We start from the raw sequence: 18,293 nt of genomic DNA on the forward strand, positions 1-18,293 counted from the left end.
ATGTGCTGGTTCTATTTGTAACACTAATTACCGCAGGTTTAAATCCGAATTAATTTCTTGTTAAGTACGCTATGTGTCATAACAATACAATTTGGCTGTCCCGCGATGAGAAAGAGACGGGACGTTCGACTGCGGAAAGCCAAGGAAAATGATGCCGATGGATTTCGGCGCGGGGCGGATATTCTTGCCGGCGCGCACCACCGAAGTCTCCGCGCCGGCGTGGATCTACCCTAGGCTGTGTTTTCGAGCCAGTGCGAGAGGCCGCGCGCCGCGGCGCGGCCGCTGGCGAGGCAGGCGGTCAGCAGATAGCCGCCCGTCGGCGCCTCCCAGTCGAGCATTTCGCCGGCCGCAAAGACGCCCGGCATGGCGCCCAGCATGAAGCTTCCGTCGATCCCGCTCCAACTGATCCCCCCGGCAGACGAGATCGCTTCGGCGATGGGCCGCGGGCGCAGCAGCGGCACCGGCAGCGCCTTGATGAGCCGCGCCAGCTCGTCGGGCGCATATCGCCCGGCATCGGGCATGAGTTCGCGCAGGAGGCCGGCCTTGACGCCGGCAAGGCCGGCGCCCTTGCGCAGCCGGTTGGCGAGGCTGGCCTTGGTGTCCTGCCTTGCGAGGTCGCGTGCGATGCGGGCCGCCTCCCGTCCCGGCGCGAGGTCGAGGACGAGGCTTGCCGCCCCCTCCGCCTCGATCCGGTCGCGAAGCGCTGCGGCATGCGCATAGACGAGGCTGCCCTCGATCCCGTGCCGGGAGACGACGAATTCGCCGGGAAAGGTGCCGGCGTCGGACGTCGCGGTCGTTCCCTTGAGCGGTTCGCCGGCGAACCGCGCGGTGAAGCCCGCGTTCCAGGCGACGTCGAAGCCGCAATTGGCGGGACGGAAGGGGACGACGGGTACGCCCCGCCCGCGCAGCGTCTCCACCCACGAAGCGTCCGAGCCGAGCCGCGGCCAGCTCGCGCCGCCGAGTGCAAGGACGACGGCACGGCAGGAGACGGTCCTGTGCCCCTCCTGCGTCTCGAAGACGACCGCCTCGCCATCGAAGCCGATCCAGCGATGGCGCGTGTGGATCGTCACGCCCTGCTGCTCCAGCCGGCGCAGCCACGAGCGCAGCAGCGGCGAGGCCTTCATCGCCGTCGGAAAGACCCGGCCGGAGGTGCCGACGAAGGTCTCGACGCCGAGGCCGGCCGCCCAGTTGCGCACGTCCGCCGGCGTGAACGCCTCAAGCGCCGGCCCGAGCCGTCCGGACGCGGTGCCGAAACGTGCGGCGAAGCGGGAGAACGGCTCGGAATGGGTGATGTTGAGGCCGGATTTTCCGGCGAGCAGGAACTTGCGCGCGACCGTCGGCATCGCCTCGTAGACGGCGACCGGCCGCCCCGCTGCCGACAGCACCTCGGCGGCCGCAAGGCCCGCTGGCCCGCCGCCGATCACCGCGATCTCGTCCTGTGCCATTCCGCAAGCCGTCTCCGTTTCCGCACGGCGCACTCTTGGCTTGCGGGCGGCGATGGCGCAAGTCTGATCCGCGGTCGAATCGGATTGTCGGCGCTGCGCGCAAAACTATGCTGCGGTTCTGCGGCCGCGACACGCGCCGTTTCAAGGGCCGGAGCGCGCGATAGGCCTTGGCGGGGATGGAAGGCAGAAGGGAAGGGAAGCGATGACAACGGGCGCCCGGGACGACATAGCCGTCAATCTGCGGATCGATTTCTCGCGCGAGGACCGGCTCGGGCGCGGCAAGATGATGCTTCTGGCCCGGATCCGGGAGACGGGTTCGATCTCGGCCGCCGGCCGGTCGATGGATATGTCCTACCGCCGCGCCTGGCTCCTCGTCGACATGATGAACCGCATGTTCGCCAGCCCGGTCGTGGAATCCCAGCGCGGCGGCCGGCAGGGCGGCGGCGCGGTCGTCACGGCCTTCGGCGAGGAACTGCTGGCCCGGTTCCGGGCGATGGAGGCCAAGGCGAGGGCCGCGATCGGCGACGATCTCGACTGGCTGCGCGCCAACCTCTCGTCCGACCTCCGTAAACGGCAGGCCGAGGCTAGCGAGGGTCGAGCGCGACCGTCTTGATGACGGCGAAGACGGTCTTGCCGGGGTGAAGGGCGAGCCGCTCGCCGGAGAGCGCCGTCACCCGGGCGTGGACGATATCGCCGCCGCAATCGATCCGGACGGTGATCATGCCTTCGTCGTCGTCGGCGATCGCCTCGATCGTGCCTTCCAGGATGTTCAGCGCGCTGATGCCTTCCGGCCGGCTGGTGGCGAGCATCACGTCGCGGGCGGGGATATGCAGCCGCACGGTCTTGCCGGCCTCGACGGTGGCGTTCGGCACATGGATCGTGTTGCCCTTCAGCCGCACCGTCGCCAGCCGGTGCGGCGGATCGAAGGCCTCGACCACGCCCGCAAGCACGCTGCCGGCCTCCCGGCGATGGGCGGCAGTCGGCAGCCCGGGGCGGCTCAGCACCTCCGAAACCGGCCCGATCGCCTCGACCCTGCCGTCGCGCAGCACCACCACCCGGTCGGCAAGCTGCGCCACCTCGTGGACGGCATGGCTGACATAGACGATCGGCACGTTCGTCTCGTCCCGCAGCCGTTCCAGATAGGGCAGGATCTCGGCCTTGCGCTCCTCGTCGAGGGCTGCGAGCGGCTCGTCCATCAGAAGCAGCCGCGGCGCGGAGAGCAGCGCCCGGCCGATCGCGACGCGCTGACGCTCGCCGCCGGAAAGGTTGGCCGGCCGCCGCTCCAGAAGATGGCCGATGCCGAGAAGGTCGACAACCCTGTCGAAGCGCTCGGGGACGGCGTCGCGCGGCGCGAACCAGCGGCCGTAGGTCAGGTTGCCCTTGACGGTCAGGTGCGGGAACAGCCGCGCCTCCTGGAAGACGTAGCCGAAGCGGCGCCGGTGCTTCGGCACGAAGAGGCCCCGCTTCCTGTCGACCAGAACGTCGCCGTCCAGCGCGATGCGGCCTTCGTCCGGGCGGATCAGGCCGGCGATCGCGCGCACGAGCGAGGTCTTGCCGGAGCCGGAGCGGCCGAACAGCGCGGTGACGCCCCCCTCCGCCTCGAAGCCGGCATCGAGATGAAAATCGCCGAACCGGTGGCGGACATGGACGGAGAGCGTCATTCGAAGTTCACCCGCTTGCCGATCATGTGCGCCATGAACTCGGAGGCGAGCAGGGCCGCCATCGAGATCACGATCGCGACGATCGTCAGCCGCATCGCGCCGAGGTCGCCGCCCGGCACCTGGGTGAAGGTGTAGATCGCCGCCGACAGCGTCTGCGTCTCGCCGGGGATGTTGGAGACGAAGGTGATCGTCGCGCCGAATTCTCCCATCGACTTGGCGAAGGACAGGATCATCCCGGCGATCACGCCGGGCAGGATCAGCGGCAGGGTGACGGTGAGGAACACCCAGATAGGGCTGGCGCCGAGCGTGCCGGCGGCGTCCTCCAGCTTGCGGTCGACAGCGTCGAGCGAGAGCCGGATCGAGCGGACCAGCAAGGGAAAGCCCATTACCGCGCAGGCGAGCGCGGCCCCCGTCCAGCGGAACGAGAAGACGATGCCGAGATACTGGTCGAGGAAGGCGCCGATTGGCCCCTTACGGCCGAACAGGATCAGGAGCAGGAAGCCGGTGACGACGGGCGGCAGGATCAGCGGCAGGTGGACAATGCCGTTGAGGACCGATTTGCCGACGAAGCGGCCGCGCGACAGCGCGAGTGCGACGAGGATGCCGAAGGGCAGGCTGGCGGCGACCGCGACGGTGGACACCAGCAGGCTGAGCCGGATCGCCGTCAGTTCCTCTTCACTCAGGGTCAGCCAGTCCAATTCGGGTCAACTCACGATCTTGCGGGGCGGCCTAGGCGTTCGGCCGGAATGCGGAATGACGGGCAGGATAGCGCCATATCCCTAAAGAAAACGCCGCGCGCCGGGAAGGGCGCGCGGCGCGGCAAGGATGCGGGATCACTTCAGGATGGTGAAGCCCTGCTCGGTGAAGAAGGGGGCCGCCGCGTCCGACTTCAGGAAGTCGAGATAGGCGGCAGCGTCGGCGCTCTTCGATTCCGTCAGGATCGCGACCGGGTAGATAATCGGCGGATGGCTGTCTTCGGGGAAGGTGCCGACGACCGCGACACCCGGGTCGGCTGCGGCGTCCGTCTGGTAGACGATGCCATAGGGCGCCTCGCCGCGGGAGACCAGCGCCAGCGCCGCGCGCACGCTTTCGGCGCCGGCGACCTTGCTTTCGACGGACGACCAGGCGCCGAGCTTTTCCAGGGCGGCCTTGCCGTACTTGCCGGCCGGCACGCTGTCGACCGCACCCATGGCGAGCTTGCCGTCGCCGACGAGGGCGGAAAGATCGAAGCCCTCCTTGATCTCGACCGGTTGGGCTGCATCCTTCGGGGCGACGAGCACGATGCGGTTGCCGAGCAGGTTCGAGCGCGTGTCGTCCTTGATCAGCTTCTTCTCCGCCACGTAGTCCATCCAGGCGAGGTCGGCGGAGATGAAGACGTCGGCCGGCGCGCCGGCCTCGATCTGCTTGGCGAGCGCCGAGCTTGCCGCATAGGATACCGTCGTCTCCGTCGCCTTTTCCTTCGCCCAGGCCGCATTGGCGGCGTCGAGGGCATTCTTCAGGCTGGCGGCCGCGAAGACGGTGACCTTGTCTGCGGCCGACGCCTGCGTGCCCAGGGCGGCGACGCCCAGCCAGGCGAGGGCGAAGGAGGCGAGGGCGGCCTTCGCCAGATGACGACGTTTGAACTCCATGTCCGTGCTCCTGTTGTGCGAGATATTCCAAGGAATATAACGCTGTCAGGCTGTTGGCTAGTGTTATGTTCGTAGAAATATATCGCTTGCGCAAAGCCCGCCCGCCCGCGACAGTGCGCGAACAGGGATATGCGGGCGGTCTGCCTTGGGACGACAGGAGTGCGGCATGGTGCGGGAAAACGAAATCCGGGAGAACGAGGTTGCGGTCACCCCGCCCGAATCCGTGGATGCGGGGCTGACCTTCATCGGCCGCATCCGCACGCCGTGGGATTCGCGGCTTCTGTGTCCGCGCCAGGGCCGTCACGACGGGCCGCAGTGCCGGATCGAGATCTTCGAGCCGTGGGTGCCCGCACTTGCCGGCGTCGAGGCGTTCGAGCGGCTGGAGGTGCTCTACTGGCTGGACCGGTCGCGGCGCGACCTCGTGCTGCAGAGCCCGGCCAGCAACGGCAAGGTGCACGGGACCTTCTCGCTGCGCACGCCGGTCCGCCCCAATCCGATCGGCACGTCGATCGTGGTCCTCGACGGGATCGAGGGCAATGTCCTGCTGGTGCGCGGCCTCGATTGCCTCGACGGCACACCGCTGCTCGACCTCAAGCCGGACCGCTCGCTGTTCAAGCCGATCGCCCCGCCCCAGCCGGGTGATTTCGAGACCGGTGAGCAAAAGGCCGCAAACTATTGCCAGAAGGCGTGAGGGCAGCCGGCAGGCCGGACGTCCTCTCTGCCCCTTACATCTGCGCCGACATGCCGCCATCGACCGTCAGCGTGATGCCGTTGACGAAACTCGCGGCCGGGGAGGCGAGGAAGAGGGCGGCCGGCGCCAGCTCCTCCGGCCGGCCCCAGCGCCTGAGCGGGATGCGGACGTCGACATAGGCCTGCACCCGTGCGTCTTCCGCCATGGCCCGGTTCGGATCGGTGACGAACCAGCCGGGCGCGATCGCGTTGACCGTCAGGTTGTCCGAGCCGAACTCGACGGCGAGCGAGCGGGTCAGGGCTTCAAGCCCGCCCTTCGAGGCGGTGTAGGCGGCGTCCGGTGCACGCGCGATCCGCGCTGCGATCGAGGTCACGAAGATCAGCCGCCCCGCCGCCGATTGCCGCAGGAGCGGCAGGGCCGCCCGCGCCAGCCGGTAGGCCGCCGTCAGGTTCACGTCGAGAAGCGCTGCGAAGGCCGCCCCGTCCAGCGCCTCGGTCGGGCGGCGGTCGCGCAGGCTCGCCGCATGCACGACCGCGTCCAGGCCGCCCAGCGTCTCGGCCGCCTGCCGCACGATCCCTTCCGCATCGGCGGAGAGGTCGCCGGGGAGCGCCGAGGCCGCAAGACCCTCGTCGCGCAATTGCGCCGCATGGCTCTCGAGCAGGTCCCGGTCGCGGCCGTTGAGGGCGACCGTGGCCCCCTCCCGCGCAAAGGCGCGGGCGATCTCCAGCCCCAGCCCGCGGGTCGCGCCCGTCACGAGTATGCGTCGCTTGCCATCGGTCATCTGAACCCTCGCATGTTGGCCGGTCTGTCTGTTGGTCAGCGCCGCCGCGCCGTCCGCATGCTGCATTCCTAGAGAGATCGCCCGAAGATGGGAACGCGAAAAATACGCGTCGGACCGGGAGGTGCCGTCTCGCCGGGGCCATCCCGCGTCTTGTGGGAGCGGCTAGAGCTCGTGCACCATCTTCGAAGGCGTCGAAAGCAGTTCGCCCTCGGGCGGCTGCGTATTGCTGCCGGAACCCGACGTCTGCTGCAAGACGACGATGCTCAGGATCGAGACGACCATGACCATGAGAACGATCAGCAATATCCGTGCCGGCATGAGCCCTTCCTTTCGTAGGGCTGGAAAACGGAGCAGGTGGCCTTAGGTTCCACGGAAAGGCACTCTACCTGCGGGCGGCCGCGCTCCGCCACCCGTTTTCCTCAGAGCACCTTGCCGGGGTTGAGGATCCCCTTCGGATCGAGCGCCTGCTTGACCAGTCGCATAGTTGCGATCTCCTCCGGGCTGCGCGAACGGTCGAGATAGGGCCGCTTCAGCGTGCCGATACCGTGCTCGGCGGAAATCGAGCCGTTGAAGCGCTGCACCAGATCGTAGGCGATCGCGTCGACCACATGCAGGTCGTCTTCCGACGCATCGCCGACCGAAACGGCAATGTGCAGGTTGCTGTCGCCGACATGGCCGAAGAAGGAGACATGGGCGCCGGGAAAGCGCTGCAGCAGTGCTGTCTCGCACGCCTCGGCAAAGCGCCCGATCTCGCCGATCGGCAGGCTGACGTCGAGATTGACCAGCGACGGCAGGAGCTGCCCCATCATGTGACCTTCGCGAACCGACCAGAAGCGCAGCACGTCCTTCTCCGACTGGGCGACCAGCGCATCGACGATCAGTTCCTCCTCGAGCGCCTCGCCGAGGAAGGCCTCGAAGCGTTCGCGCGCCGCATCCGAACCGTCGTCGTCCTGCTCGACGATGACGAGGAAGGGATGCTCGGCGTTAAACAGCTTCACCCCTGCTGCGCGCGCATTGAAACCGACATAGCTCTGCCACATGGCCTCGAAGGCGGAGAGGGCGGAAAGTCCGCGCTGCGCCTTGTTGAGGAACGCAACGACGGCCTCGTAGCTATCGAGCGCCGCCAGCGCCGTCTGCCGGCCGGGCGTCGACGGCTTCAGCTTCAGCACGGCGCGGGTGACGATGCCGAGCGTTCCCTCCGCGCCGATGAAGAACTGGCGCAGGTCGTAGCCGGTGTTGTTCTTCGTCATCTTGTTCAGCATCGGCAGCACGGTGCCGTCGGCAAGCACCACCTCCAGCCCCAGCACGTTGTCGCGCGTCACGCCGTGCCGGATCACTCGGATGCCGCCGGCATTGGTGGAGATGGTGCCGCCGATCTGGCAGCTCCCCCGCGCGCCGAGGTCGATCGGCAGCAGCATGCCGGCCTCCGCCGCCGCGTTCTGCGCGGTCTCCAGCATGGTGCCGGCCCTGACCGTCATCGTCCCTGCCGCCGTGTCGATCTCCTCGATCCCGGCAAGGTTTTCCAGCGAGATGGCGATTTCGCCGCCTGCGGCATTGGCGCCGCCGGCGAGCCCGGTCAATCCGCCCTGCGGGATGACCGGCTGCCCGTGCGCGTGGCAGATGCGCAGCGCCGCCGAGACATCCTCGACCGTCCTCGGGCGGATGACGGCAAGCGGCAGGATCCGCCCCATCAGGCTCTCGTCGCTCCGGTAGCGCTCGCCGATCGCGGTGCCGGCCAGCACCAGATCCGGGCCCAGCGCGGTCGTCAGTTCGTCAATGATGCTCATGGTCGGCTTTCCTGTGCGGTGCGATGGACCTGATTATCCGGCGACCGCGCCGAATGCAACGGCACGGTCCGAGCGGTCGAAGAGGGCGTGTCAACGACAAGTGTCTGAAATTTCAACAATTTCACAGTCATCAGGATTTTTCTTGGCACTCTTGACTCCGGATATTCCACCTCCATAATGATCAGATGTCAGACCAATTTGAGAAGCTGACACGAAACGGGGAACAGGCCGCATGACGGCGAGAATGGATGCCAAGCCGGCGATCATGCCATTGCCGCCGATGGATCGGGCGCGCCAGGTGACCGAGGCGCTGGCCACCTATATCGGCCAGGCCAATCTCAGGGCCGGCGACCGGCTGCCGGCCGAGCGCGAACTGATGGCGGCCCTTGCCGTGGGCCGTTCCACCATCCGCGAGGTCATCCGCCATTTCCAGGCTCTCGGCGTCATGGAAACGCGCAAGGGCAGCGGCACCTACCTGCTGAAACCCGTCACGACCGCGACGATCCACATGCCGCTCTCTTTCGACGCGGCGCACCTGCGCGATGCGCTGCTGCAGACGCTGGAAGTTCGCCGCGGCATCGAATGCGAGGCCAACATGGTGGCCGCCCGCCGGCGCACCGCCGGTGATCTCGTCGTGATCGAGGAGAAGCTCGACGCGATGGAGCGGGTGCACCTCGCCAAGGGCACATCGGGTCCGGAAGATCTGGCCTTCCACCTCGCCATCTACGACGCCACCCACAATCCGCTGTTCCGCCAGTTGTTGGAGCAGATGCGCGAGATGTTCGAACGCTTCTGGGACGAACCCTTCGACCGGCCGGATTTCGCCCGCCGTTCCTTTCCGTTCCACCGCACGCTCTTCAACGCGATCGCAGCGCAGGACACCGAGGCTGCCCGACGCGAAACGCTCAAGATTCTCGACGTCGTCGAGGAAGACATCAAGGAAATGTCAAAATGATCAACGGCTCCGACCCGTTCGAGCTCGCCTCCCTCATCGTCGCCCATGACGAGAGCAACGCCTTCGAGGCCGTGGTGCCGCCGATCGTGCAGACCTCGCTCTTCACCTTCTCCTCCTATGACGAAATGGTGCAGGCCTATCGCGGCGAGATCGTCCGGCCGATCTACACCCGCGGCCTGAACCCGACCGTGCGGGCCTTCGAGGAGATGCTGGCGAAGCTGGAGGGCGGCGAGGACGCCATGGGCTTTGCCAGCGGCATGGCTGCGATTTCGTCCACCGTGCTGTCCTTCGTCGAGCCGGGCGACCGCATCGTCGCTGTCAGGCACGTCTATCCCGACGCCTTCCGCCTGTTCGGCACCATCCTGAAGCGGATGAAGGTCGAGGTGACCTATGTCGACGGCCGCGACGAGGAGGCGGTCGCGCGCGCGCTGCCCGGCGCGAAGCTGTTCTACATGGAAAGTCCGACGAGCTGGGTCATGGACGCCCACGACGTCGGCGCGCTGGCAGCGCTCGCGAAACGCCACGGGATCGTCTCCGTCATCGACAACAGCTGGGCGAGCCCGGTCTTCCAGAAACCGCTGTCGCTCGGTGTCGATCTCGTCCTGCATTCGGCCTCGAAGTATCTCGGCGGCCACAGTGACGTCGTCGCCGGCGTCGTCACCGGTTCGAAGGAGATGATCGGCCGCATCCGCGCCGAGGCCTATCCCTATCTCGGCGGCAAGCTCTCGCCCTTCGATGCGTGGCTGCTGGTGCGCGGCCTGCGCACCCTGCCGATCCGCATGAAGGCGCACGAGGCCTCGGGCCTCGAAATCGCCCGCCGCCTGCAGGCGCTGGACATCGTGGAAAGCGTGCAGCATCCGGCACTCGCCAACCGCCTGCCGCCGGGCCTGACCGGCACCTCCGGCCTGTTCTCCTTCGTCTTCCGCGAGGGCATAGACATCCGCGCCTTCGCCGACAGGCTGGACCTGTTCAAGCTGGGCGTCAGCTGGGGCGGCCACGAGAGCCTGATCGTGCCGGGTCAGGTGGTGCTGCAGCAGAAGGCCGAACCTAATTCCGCGCAGGCCTTCGGCATCCATCCGCGGTCCGTGCGTCTCCATGTCGGCCTCGAGGGAACCGAGGCCCTGTGGAGTGATCTGGAGGCGGCGATTGCAGCCGCTTCCCAAGACTAAAGAGCAATAAACCAAAGCCCAAAAGGGGAGCGACCATGAAGAAACTGCTGACTGCCACATTGTTCGCCGCGATGATGTCGGGGACGGCACTCGCCGACACGACGCTGAAGCTCGTCGAGGTGATTACCAGTCCCGAGCGCACCGAGACGCTGAAATCGATCGTCGGCAAGTTCGAGGCTGCAAACCCCGGCACCAAGGTCGAGATCATCTCGCTACCCTGGGGCGAGGCCTTCCAGAAGTTTGCCACCATGGTCTCCGCCGGCGAGATCCCCGACGTGATGGAGATGCCCGACACCTGGCTGTCGCTCTATGCCAACAACGGCATGCTGGAGAGCCTTGAGCCCTACCTTTCCAAGTGGGAGCACACCTCGGGCCTGACGTCCCGCGCGCTCGAACTCGGCCGCGACGTCAACGACACCGCCTACATGCTGCCCTACGGCTTCTATCTCCGGGCCATGTTCTACAACAAGAAGCTGCTCGAAGAGGCGGGCGTCGGCGAGCCGCCGAAGACGATGGACGAGTTCGCGGAAGCCGCCAAGAAGGTCTCGGCATTGCCCGGCAAGTCCGGCTACTGCCTGCGCGGCGGCCCGGGTGGCCTGAACGGCTGGATGATGTTCGGCGCCACCATGGCCGGCGACAACAAGTTCTTCAACGAGGACGGCACCTCGACCATGAACAGCGAGGGCTGGGTCAAGGGCCTGACCTGGCTGATCGACCTCTACAAGAACGGCTATGCGCCCAAGGACAGCGTCAACTGGGGCTTCAACGAGATCGTCGCCGGCTTCTACAGCGGCACTTGCGCCTTCCTCGACCAGGACCCGGACGCGCTGATCGCGATCGCCGAGCGCATGAAGGCTGAGGACTACGGCATCATGACCATGCCGAAGGGCCCTGATGGCAAGACCTTCCCGACCATCGGCTACGCAGGATGGTCGATGATGGCCAACAGCGAGAACAAGGATCTCTCCTGGAAGCTGATCGAGACGCTGGAGGGCCCGGAAGGCAACATCGAGTGGAACAAGCGCACCGGCGCGCTGCCGGTCCACACCTCCGCCGAGAAGGACCCCTTCTATGCCAGCGAGCAGTTCAAGGGCTGGTTCGCCGAACTGGAGGACAAGGACGCCGTTCCGACGGTCATGCCGACCTACCTGGAGGAGTTCGCCTTCTTCAAGGATTCGCTCGTCATCCAGACCTCGCAAAAGGCGCTGCTTGGCGAGATCACGCCGCAGGAACTGGCCGACCAGTGGGCCGAGTATCTGACCAAGGCGCAGCAGAAGTACCTGGCGAAGAAGTAGGCCGGGCAGCGAACGCTGCGGGCGTGAGCGTGTCGTCTCACAGCTGGCTTGATCCTTTCAAGCGCTGGCGCAGACGGCCCCTCACCCCGCCTCCGCTCCGCTCGGCGCACCCTCTCCCCGCAAGCGGGGCGAGGGGGAACGGAAGCGTTGCGGCTTGTTCCTTCTCCCCGCCTGCGGGGAGAAGGTGCCGGCAGGCGGATGAGGGGCACAGCCACGGCCTGTCCCCGAGCGCTCCACTTCGAAACTTCCGAGGCGCCGCCCACGCACAGCGCCTCGGCCAGAAACGCCAACGGAAGACTTGCGATGATGCACCAGCCGATCCAGAAGCATCGCCCGCCGCTCAGGAAGCGGCTTGCCGATGCGTCGGAGCCCTATCTCTATAGCGCGCCGGCGCTGATCCTGATCGCCGCGGTCATGCTGGTGCCGCTCGTCGTCGGCATTTCCTATGCCTTCCGGGACATCCAGCTGCTGAACCCGTTCTCCGGTGGCTTCGTCGGCCTCGACCATTTTCGCGCGCTCGGGCAGGACCAGGCCTTCTTCGGCGCGCTGCGCAATACGCTGTGGTGGACGGGCGCCTCGGTGTTCTTCCAGTTCACTTTCGGCCTGATCCTGGCGCTGCTGCTCGACAAGCCGTTCTATGGCCGCGGCCTCGTCCAGGCGCTGGTCTTTCTGCCCTGGGCGGTGCCGAGCTTCCTCGCCGGCCTCAACTGGGCCTGGCTGTTCAATCCGGTGATCGGCCCGCTGCCGCACTGGTTCGTGGCGCTCGGCCTGATGGACGAGCCGCACAATATCCTCTCCGATCCGCATCTCGCCATGTGGGGGCCGATCGTGGCGAACGTCTGGTGGGGCATCCCCTTCTTCGCCATCACCCTGCTCGCCGCCCTGCAGGCGATCCCGCGCGACCTTTACGAAGCCGCCAGCATCGACGGCGCCGGCCCGGTGCAACGCTTCCTGTCGATCACCCTGCCGTTTCTCGCACCGACGATCGCGATCACCGTGTTGCTGCGCACCGTCTGGATCTCCAATTTCGCCGACCTGATCGTCGTCATGACCAATGGTGGCCCGGCCGATCGCACCCAGATCGTCGCCAGCTACATCTTCACCCAGGCCTTCAGGCGGCTCGATTTCGGCTATGCCTCGGCGATCGCGCTCGTGCTGCTGGCGTTGCTGCTGGTCTATTCGATGCTGATCGTGCTGCTCCGCCAGACCATGCTGAACAAGGGCTGAACCCATGAGACCCGGCAAGCTTCTCCTCATCGGCGCCCATCGCGGGGCGATCCTCGTCTATGTGGTCTTCGCGCTGTTTCCGCTGTTCTGGCTGTTGAAGGTCTCGGTGACGCCGAACGACCTGCTCTACAGCGAGGGCGTGCGCATGTGGCCGTCGCGCACGACCTTCGAGCATTTCAACTTCGTCATCGCCCACAGCGCCTTTCCGACCTTTTTCAAGAACAGTCTGATCGTGTCGGGCGCCACCGCCGTCGTCGTCACCATCCTCGCCTCGCTGTCCGGTTATGCGCTGTCGCGCTTCTCCTTCCGGGCGAAGTACTGGATCGTGGCGCTGATGCTGATCACCCAGATGTTTCCGCTGGTCATGCTGGTGGCGCCGATCTTCAAGATGCTCTCGCCGCTGGGGCTGACCAACAGCCTCACCGGTCTCGTCATCGTCTATTCCGCCTTCAACGTCCCCTTCGCCACCTTCCTGATGCAGTCCTTCTTCGACGGCATCCCGAAGGACCTGGAGGAGGCGGCGATGATCGACGGCGCCACCCAGTTCGTCGCCTTCCGCCAGATCATCCTGCCGCTGACGCTGCCGGGCATCGCCGCCACCCTCGGCTTCGTCTTCACCGCCGCCTGGAGCGAGCTGTTGTTCGCGCTGATGCTGATTTCTGGCAACGATGCGGCGACTTTCCCGGTCGGACTCCTGACCTTCGTCTCCAAGTTCTCGGTCGATTTCGGGCAGATGATGGCCGCCGGCGTGCTCGCGCTGATCCCGGCCTGCCTGTTCTTCCTCCTCATCCAGCGCTACCTCGTGCAGGGCCTGACGGCCGGCGCGGTCAAGGGATAATTGTCATGGCTTCCATCGATATCGAAAGTGTGCGCAAGAGCTACGGCCCGTTTCCCGTCCTGCACGGTGTCGATCTCACCATCAGGGACGGCGAGTTCATCGTCCTCGTCGGCCCCTCCGGCTGCGGAAAATCGACACTTTTGCGCATGATCGCGGGGCTGGAGGAGGTGACCTCCGGCGACATCCGCATCTCCGGCAACCGCGTCAACGATCTCGCGCCGAAGGACCGCGACATCGCCATGGTGTTCCAGTCCTACGCGCTCTACCCGCACATGAGCGTGGCCGACAACATGAGCTACAGCCTGCGGCTCCGGAAGACGGCGAAAGAGAAGATCGCAAGTGCTGTCGGCGGTGCCGCCGCCAAGCTCGGGCTGGAGCCGCTTCTGGAGCGCCGGCCGAAGGCGCTGTCCGGCGGCCAGCGCCAGCGCGTCGCCATGGGCCGCGCCATCGTCCGCAAGCCCAAGGCGTTCCTGTTCGACGAACCGCTCTCCAATCTCGACGCCCGCCTGCGCGAACAGATGCGCGCCGAGATCAAGAAGCTGCACGCCGATCTCAAGGCCACCTCGATCTACGTCACCCACGATCAGATCGAGGCGATGACGCTCGCCGACCGCATCGTCGCCATGCATGGCGGCGTCGTCCAGCAGGTCGGCTCGCCGCTGGAGCTTTACGACACTCCCGCCAACCTGTTCGTCGCCGGCTTCATCGGATCGCCGGGCATGAACTTCCTCGAGGGGCGCTATGTCGTTCCGGGCGAAGGGAAGGGCGCAGGTATCCGCCTTTCCGACGGCACCGTCGTCCCGGTCGCGAGCCGTACCGGCATCGGTCCGGACGCGACCGTCACCCTCGGCATCCGCCCCGAACACGTCGTCATCAGCGACACCGGCATGCTGGAGGCGAGCGTCGACCTGGTCGAGCCCACCGGCTTCGGCATCATCCTCCACCTCTCCCTGCACGGCCTGCCCTTCAAGATCTTCACCCTCGACCGCGAGGCGCTCTCGGCGGGACCAACGGTGCGCGTCGATTTCCCGCAGAAGTACCTGCACGTCTTCGACGACAAGGGGGATCGGGTGGGGTGAGCATCCCCATTGGGGGAAAGGGCAACGCGCCATCGCACGGCACATTCCCTCTTCTCCCGAGCGTGGAGAAGTGCCGAACGCAGTGAGGCGATGAGGGGGCCTTGCCTTGCCGCCCCCTCATCCGGCCCTTCGGGCCACCTTCTCCCCGAGGGGAGAAGAGGGGAGGCTGTTGCACCGCCAATGACCACGCACCCCCTTGCCCCGCCCTGTCTTCATCGGGCATGAATAGCGCCGCAGTTCGGGAGGAGATCGGCATGGCATTGCAGGCAGGAGAATTCGGTCGCGGCACCTTTGTCGGGCGCATCTGGCGCGCCGAGCGGAGAGGGCCCTCGCTCGTCGTCGTCCGTGACGGCATGCTGGTCGACATCACCAGCAAGGCGGCGCCGACGATGCGCGATCTTCTGGAGATGGACGATCCGGTCGCCCATGTCCGCGCCGCGGCCGGCGAGGTCGTGGCACCGCTTCCGGCCGTGCTCGACAATTCCGTCGAAGGTACCGGCGATCTGTCGCGCGTCCACTTGCTCGCCCCGTGCGACCTGCAGGCGGTCAAGGCCTGCGGCGTCACCTTCGCCCGCTCGATGATCGAGCGCGTCATCGAGGAGAAGGCGGCCGGCAATCCGGCGCTGGCGCAGAAGATCCGCGAGCGCGTCACCGCCATTATCGGCGACAGCCTGCGCGATCTCAAGGCCGGCTCAAACGCGGCCGTCAAGGTCAAGGCGGCGCTGATCGAGGAGGGCGTCTGGTCGCAATATCTGGAGGTCGGCATCGGCCCGGACGCCGAAGTCTTCACCAAGGCGCCGGTGCTCTCCGCCGTCGGCTGGGGCGCCTCTGTCGGCCTGCATCCGGTCTCCAGATGGAACAATCCCGAGCCGGAGATCGTGCTGGCCGTTGACGGTCGCGGCACGGTGAAGGGGGTCACGCTCGGAAACGACGTCAACCTGCGCGACGTCGAGGGCCGCTCGGCGCTGTTGCTCGGCAAGGCGAAGGACAACAACGCCTCTGCCGCCATCGGCCCCTTCATCCGCCTGTTCGACGAGACCTATTCGATCGACGACGTCCGCAGGGCCGATCTCGATCTGACGATCGAGGGCGAGGACGGTTTCGTCCTCAAGGGGTCGAGCACGATGCGCGAGATCAGCCGCGACCCGCTCGACCTCGTCGCCCAGACGATCGGCCGCCACCACCAGTATCCCGACGGCTTCATGCTGTTCATGGGCACGCTGTTTGCCCCGGTCGAGGACCGCGACGTCAAGGGCGAGGGCTTCACGCACAAGATCGGCGACCGGGTGACGATCTCCAATGCCGAACTCGGCGCCCTGACGAACACGGTCCGCCTGTCGACCGAATGCCCGCCCTGGACCTTCGGCATCGCCGAACTGATGCGCAACCTAGCAGGCCGCGACCTGCTCTGAGCGGAAGCCGTTCTCAAAAAGGGTCGGGACGAGGCGTCTGGGCCGAGCGGAGGAGATTGGCAGGACGGCCGGCGTGATCTCGCGGCAGCAACGTGACGTCAATCTGTTGCCCGACTCCGTTCTAGAGATAACGGCAGTCGCGTCCTCAAGGGCTTGTGGCAGACCGGAGACATTGAGTCCAACCCGATCCAGCGTAAATGCACCAGGAATCGGAACGGGATCTCGCGTGAACCGGCGTCCGCAGCTGTTCACATCGGTCGATAGACCCGCATGGCGGTATCGCGCAGCATGTTCTGCCGGGCTGCCGGATCGTGCCGGCCGGTGGCCTCGCGATAGGTCTCGATGAGCGTCGGATAGTCGGTCCACAGCTTCTCGATCGGGAAGTTCGAGCCGAACATCAGGTGGTCGCTGCCGAGGATTTCGACGGCCTGGTCGACGACGAAGCCGATGAGGTCGGCGTCGTTGCGGTGGATGAAGGTGCCGAGCCCGGAGAGCTTGGCATGGAAGTTCTTCATGCGGGCGAACTGCCGCAGCCCCTCCTGCCAGGCCGAGACCGTCTGCGGCTCGCGGTCGACCAGCATGCCGCAATGGGTGAGGATGAAGTCCGTCTCCGGGTTTTCCGCAACGACCCGCGCGCCATCCTTCATCTGCGCCGGAAACAGCTGCAGGTCGAAGGAGAAGCCGTAGTCCTTCAGCCGGGCGATGTTGGCGCGCACGGCCGGATCGATCACCTGCTTCGCATCGGGGGCGAAACGGTATTCCTCGACCGGGTGCCAGTGCAGCTGCATGCGCACGCCGCGCACCAGCGGATAGGCCTTGAGGCGGTCGAGCTGCGGCCGAACGTCCGGCACGCTCATGTCGGCATAGGCGACGATCGCATGCGGCCAGCCGAATTCCTTGGCGGTGGCGCTCACCCAGTCGACCTCGTTCTCGTAGTCCTCCCTGGCCCAGTTGGTCTGGACGTAGACGGCCTTCTCCACGCCCGATCCCTGCAGGTCGCCGAGATATTCGGTGATCGGATAGTCGCGCCGGATCGGCTCGTAGGGGCCGAAGATGCGCGGCACCATCGGCCCGTTCAGCCAGGGCAGGTCCTTCTGCCGCCAGATATGGAAATGCGAGTCAACGATGCCGTTCATGTTTTCTCCTCCCCCAGATCGCCTCGGCGCGGGGTGCGGGTCGGCCGAGCGAAAGCAAGAAATCCGTCAATGCCGAAACAGAGGCGCCGTCGACGAGGTCGTCGAGAAAGGGGAGGATTGCGGCCAGCGCCGCCGTCTCGGGCCGAAAGCGCGGATCGCCGGCGAGCGGGCTTGCGAGCGACAGCCGGAAGGCGCGGGCCGACAGCCGGCGCATCGCCGTCTCCAGCGCTGTATGGTCGCCGCGTTCCAGGCCGTCCGATAGAATGACGACGCTCGCGCCGCGCGAAAGGGCCGCAAAGCGCGGCACAGAGAGAAAGGCCAGCAGCGCCGGGCCGATCCGTGTACCGCCGTCCCAGTCGGCCACCGTGTCGGCGGCGAGCGCCAGCGCCCGCTCGCGGTCGCGGATGCGCAGCGCGCGGGTGATCCGCGTCAGCCGCGTGCCGATGGTGAAGACCTCGGCCGTAGCGGTGGCCTGCACCGCCGCGTGCGCCAGCCGCAGATGGGCTTCGGTGTGCTCGCGCATCGATCCGGAAACGTCGATCAGCAGCACCAGCCGGCGCGGCACCGGCTGGCGCCGGCGATAGTCCGGCGAGGGTACGTCGCCGTCGCCGCGTACGATCTCCCGCATCGACCGCCTGAGATCGATGCTGCCGCCCGACAGGGCCTTCAGCTGCCGGAACGTGCGGCGGACGGGCAGGGCGCGCGCGAGCGACCGCCGGAAGGCGGAAAGCGCCGCATCCTCGCCGGTGGCGAAGCTGCGGACGGAGAGTTGCTCCGTTGTCGAGGAGATCGCCCCGCCCTTTTCCCGCTTCAGCGGGATCTCGCGGCGCTCGTCCCTGCCGCCGGCATCGCGGATGCGGGTCTCCTCGTCCTCGTCGTCGCCCACGGCTGCAAGCGGGGCATCGGCAAAGAAGACGGCGCGAAAAAGCGCGTCGAACGCGCCGCGGCGCTCGGGGGGCGGCGCAAGCGTCGCAATCGCTGCCTGGCGGATATGCTCCATGCTCCTCGGGCCGACGAGGGCGACCGCTGCAAGGAAGCTGGTCGCCTGCTCGGGCGCGACGGTAAAGGCGTTAGCGCGCAGGGCCTGCACGAACGCCATTAAGGGGCCGCAGGCGCGGGGAAGCGGGCCGGCCCGTCGCCGGCTGGCGGTTTCGGCGCGCATCATGGCCTGCCCCCGCCGTGCTGGCCG

Annotated in this window: 18 protein-coding genes; 9 read left to right on the forward strand and 9 right to left on the reverse strand. The window is 66.8% G+C overall.

The genetic code is table 11. The annotated features are described in order from the left end of the window. Window positions 1-230: 230 nt before the first annotated feature. Window positions 231-1,445: a TIGR03862 family flavoprotein gene (locus LQK81_RS00935; protein WP_230802797.1), complete on the reverse strand. Its 1,215-nt coding sequence runs from the start codon at window positions 1,443-1,445 to the stop codon at window positions 231-233. Between the two features lie 202 nt (window positions 1,446-1,647). Between LQK81_RS00935 and LQK81_RS00940 the strand changes: the two genes are divergently transcribed. Beyond that, entirely contained in the window at window positions 1,648-2,058 is a 411-nt protein-coding gene (locus tag LQK81_RS00940; protein ID WP_230802798.1) for a winged helix-turn-helix domain-containing protein, read from the forward strand. On the opposite strand, the gene modC is transcribed toward LQK81_RS00940, so the two are convergent. The 3 genes from modC to modA form a co-directional block, all read right to left on the reverse strand. After that, complete coding sequence (modC, locus tag LQK81_RS00945) at window positions 2,030-3,106, reverse strand: molybdenum ABC transporter ATP-binding protein (protein ID WP_230802799.1); 1,077 nt, start codon at window positions 3,104-3,106, stop codon at window positions 2,030-2,032. The two genes, LQK81_RS00940 and modC, sit on opposite strands and share 29 nt — an antisense overlap. Continuing rightward, window positions 3,103-3,804, reverse strand: a complete 702-nt coding sequence (gene modB, locus LQK81_RS00950) for a molybdate ABC transporter permease subunit (RefSeq protein ID WP_230802800.1) — start codon at window positions 3,802-3,804, stop codon at window positions 3,103-3,105. The genes modC and modB overlap by 4 nt, the downstream gene beginning before the upstream one ends. A 135-nt stretch (window positions 3,805-3,939) precedes the next feature. After that, on the reverse strand, window positions 3,940-4,734 hold the full coding sequence (gene modA, locus LQK81_RS00955) for a molybdate ABC transporter substrate-binding protein (RefSeq protein ID WP_230802801.1): 795 nt from the start codon (window positions 4,732-4,734) through the stop codon (window positions 3,940-3,942). A 166-nt stretch (window positions 4,735-4,900) separates the two neighbouring features. Between modA and tsaA the strand changes: the two genes are divergently transcribed. Beyond that, entirely contained in the window at window positions 4,901-5,425 is a 525-nt protein-coding gene (tsaA, locus tag LQK81_RS00960; RefSeq protein ID WP_230802802.1) for a tRNA (N6-threonylcarbamoyladenosine(37)-N6)-methyltransferase TrmO, read from the forward strand. Window positions 5,426-5,459: 34 nt separating this feature from the next. Here tsaA and LQK81_RS00965 read toward each other — a convergent pair whose 3' ends face one another. The 3 genes from LQK81_RS00965 to LQK81_RS00975 form a co-directional block, all read right to left on the reverse strand. Next, the gene (locus LQK81_RS00965) at window positions 5,460-6,206 is read right to left on the reverse strand and encodes an SDR family NAD(P)-dependent oxidoreductase (RefSeq protein WP_230802803.1); all 747 of its coding nucleotides are present in this window, start codon (window positions 6,204-6,206) and stop codon (window positions 5,460-5,462) included. A gap of 162 nt (window positions 6,207-6,368) precedes the next feature. Beyond that, complete coding sequence (locus LQK81_RS00970; protein WP_230802804.1) at window positions 6,369-6,524, reverse strand: hypothetical protein; 156 nt, start codon at window positions 6,522-6,524, stop codon at window positions 6,369-6,371. Between the two features lie 101 nt (window positions 6,525-6,625). Next, complete coding sequence (locus tag LQK81_RS00975; RefSeq protein WP_230802805.1) at window positions 6,626-7,993, reverse strand: FAD-binding oxidoreductase; 1,368 nt, start codon at window positions 7,991-7,993, stop codon at window positions 6,626-6,628. Window positions 7,994-8,225: 232 nt separating this feature from the next. Between LQK81_RS00975 and LQK81_RS00980 the strand changes: the two genes are divergently transcribed. The 7 genes from LQK81_RS00980 (at window position 8,226) to LQK81_RS01010 (ending at window position 15,968) form a co-directional block, all read left to right on the forward strand. After that, entirely contained in the window at window positions 8,226-8,948 is a 723-nt protein-coding gene (locus LQK81_RS00980) for a FadR/GntR family transcriptional regulator (protein ID WP_230802806.1), read from the forward strand. Next, complete coding sequence (locus LQK81_RS00985) at window positions 8,945-10,117, forward strand: PLP-dependent transferase (RefSeq protein ID WP_230802807.1); 1,173 nt, start codon at window positions 8,945-8,947, stop codon at window positions 10,115-10,117. The genes LQK81_RS00980 and LQK81_RS00985 overlap by 4 nt, the downstream gene beginning before the upstream one ends. Window positions 10,118-10,152: 35 nt before the next feature. After that, the gene (locus LQK81_RS00990; RefSeq protein ID WP_230802808.1) at window positions 10,153-11,412 is read left to right on the forward strand and encodes an ABC transporter substrate-binding protein; all 1,260 of its coding nucleotides are present in this window, start codon (window positions 10,153-10,155) and stop codon (window positions 11,410-11,412) included. A 303-nt stretch (window positions 11,413-11,715) separates the two neighbouring features. Further along, window positions 11,716-12,639, forward strand: a complete 924-nt coding sequence (locus LQK81_RS00995; RefSeq protein WP_230802809.1) for a carbohydrate ABC transporter permease — start codon at window positions 11,716-11,718, stop codon at window positions 12,637-12,639. A gap of 4 nt (window positions 12,640-12,643) precedes the next feature. Continuing rightward, entirely contained in the window at window positions 12,644-13,477 is an 834-nt protein-coding gene (locus tag LQK81_RS01000) for a carbohydrate ABC transporter permease (RefSeq protein WP_230802810.1), read from the forward strand. A gap of 5 nt (window positions 13,478-13,482) precedes the next feature. Beyond that, on the forward strand, window positions 13,483-14,556 hold the full coding sequence (locus LQK81_RS01005; RefSeq protein WP_230802811.1) for an ABC transporter ATP-binding protein: 1,074 nt from the start codon (window positions 13,483-13,485) through the stop codon (window positions 14,554-14,556). Window positions 14,557-14,810: 254 nt separating this feature from the next. Continuing rightward, window positions 14,811-15,968, forward strand: coding sequence for a fumarylacetoacetate hydrolase family protein (locus LQK81_RS01010; RefSeq protein WP_230802812.1), 1,158 nt, complete (start codon window positions 14,811-14,813; stop codon window positions 15,966-15,968). Window positions 15,969-16,216: 248 nt separating this feature from the next. Here LQK81_RS01010 and LQK81_RS01015 read toward each other — a convergent pair whose 3' ends face one another. Together LQK81_RS01015 and LQK81_RS01020 are read right to left on the reverse strand one after the other, a co-directional pair. Next, window positions 16,217-17,104: an amidohydrolase family protein gene (locus tag LQK81_RS01015; protein ID WP_230802813.1), complete on the reverse strand. Its 888-nt coding sequence runs from the start codon at window positions 17,102-17,104 to the stop codon at window positions 16,217-16,219. Further along, complete coding sequence (locus LQK81_RS01020) at window positions 17,088-18,269, reverse strand: vWA domain-containing protein (RefSeq protein WP_230802814.1); 1,182 nt, start codon at window positions 18,267-18,269, stop codon at window positions 17,088-17,090. The genes LQK81_RS01015 and LQK81_RS01020 overlap by 17 nt, the downstream gene beginning before the upstream one ends. Window positions 18,270-18,293 lie beyond the last annotated feature (24 nt).

Origin of the sequence: Rhizobium sp. GN54, assembly GCF_021026345.1 — a bacterium.
Lineage (GTDB): Bacteria > Pseudomonadota > Alphaproteobacteria > Rhizobiales > Rhizobiaceae > Mycoplana.

Excerpts from the sequence above, each read along its gene's own strand:
- LQK81_RS00935 (WP_230802797.1), bottom strand. The coding sequence starts at position 1,445 with ATGGCACAGGACGAGATCGCGGTGATCGGCGGCGGGCCAGCGGGCCTT.
- LQK81_RS00940 (WP_230802798.1), top strand. The coding sequence starts at position 1,648 with ATGACAACGGGCGCCCGGGACGACATAGCCGTCAATCTGCGGATCGAT.
- modC (WP_230802799.1), bottom strand. The coding sequence starts at position 3,106 with ATGACGCTCTCCGTCCATGTCCGCCACCGGTTCGGCGATTTTCATCTC.
- modA (WP_230802801.1), bottom strand. The coding sequence starts at position 4,734 with ATGGAGTTCAAACGTCGTCATCTGGCGAAGGCCGCCCTCGCCTCCTTC.
- tsaA (WP_230802802.1), top strand. The coding sequence starts at position 4,901 with ATGGTGCGGGAAAACGAAATCCGGGAGAACGAGGTTGCGGTCACCCCG.
- LQK81_RS00965 (WP_230802803.1), bottom strand. The coding sequence starts at position 6,206 with ATGACCGATGGCAAGCGACGCATACTCGTGACGGGCGCGACCCGCGGG.
- LQK81_RS00970 (WP_230802804.1), bottom strand. The coding sequence starts at position 6,524 with ATGCCGGCACGGATATTGCTGATCGTTCTCATGGTCATGGTCGTCTCG.
- LQK81_RS00975 (WP_230802805.1), bottom strand. The coding sequence starts at position 7,993 with ATGAGCATCATTGACGAACTGACGACCGCGCTGGGCCCGGATCTGGTG.
- LQK81_RS00980 (WP_230802806.1), top strand. The coding sequence starts at position 8,226 with ATGACGGCGAGAATGGATGCCAAGCCGGCGATCATGCCATTGCCGCCG.
- LQK81_RS00985 (WP_230802807.1), top strand. The coding sequence starts at position 8,945 with ATGATCAACGGCTCCGACCCGTTCGAGCTCGCCTCCCTCATCGTCGCC.
- LQK81_RS00990 (WP_230802808.1), top strand. The coding sequence starts at position 10,153 with ATGAAGAAACTGCTGACTGCCACATTGTTCGCCGCGATGATGTCGGGG.
- LQK81_RS00995 (WP_230802809.1), top strand. The coding sequence starts at position 11,716 with ATGATGCACCAGCCGATCCAGAAGCATCGCCCGCCGCTCAGGAAGCGG.
- LQK81_RS01000 (WP_230802810.1), top strand. The coding sequence starts at position 12,644 with ATGAGACCCGGCAAGCTTCTCCTCATCGGCGCCCATCGCGGGGCGATC.
- LQK81_RS01005 (WP_230802811.1), top strand. The coding sequence starts at position 13,483 with ATGGCTTCCATCGATATCGAAAGTGTGCGCAAGAGCTACGGCCCGTTT.
- LQK81_RS01010 (WP_230802812.1), top strand. The coding sequence starts at position 14,811 with ATGGCATTGCAGGCAGGAGAATTCGGTCGCGGCACCTTTGTCGGGCGC.
- LQK81_RS01015 (WP_230802813.1), bottom strand. The coding sequence starts at position 17,104 with ATGAACGGCATCGTTGACTCGCATTTCCATATCTGGCGGCAGAAGGAC.
- LQK81_RS01020 (WP_230802814.1), bottom strand. The coding sequence starts at position 18,269 with ATGATGCGCGCCGAAACCGCCAGCCGGCGACGGGCCGGCCCGCTTCCC.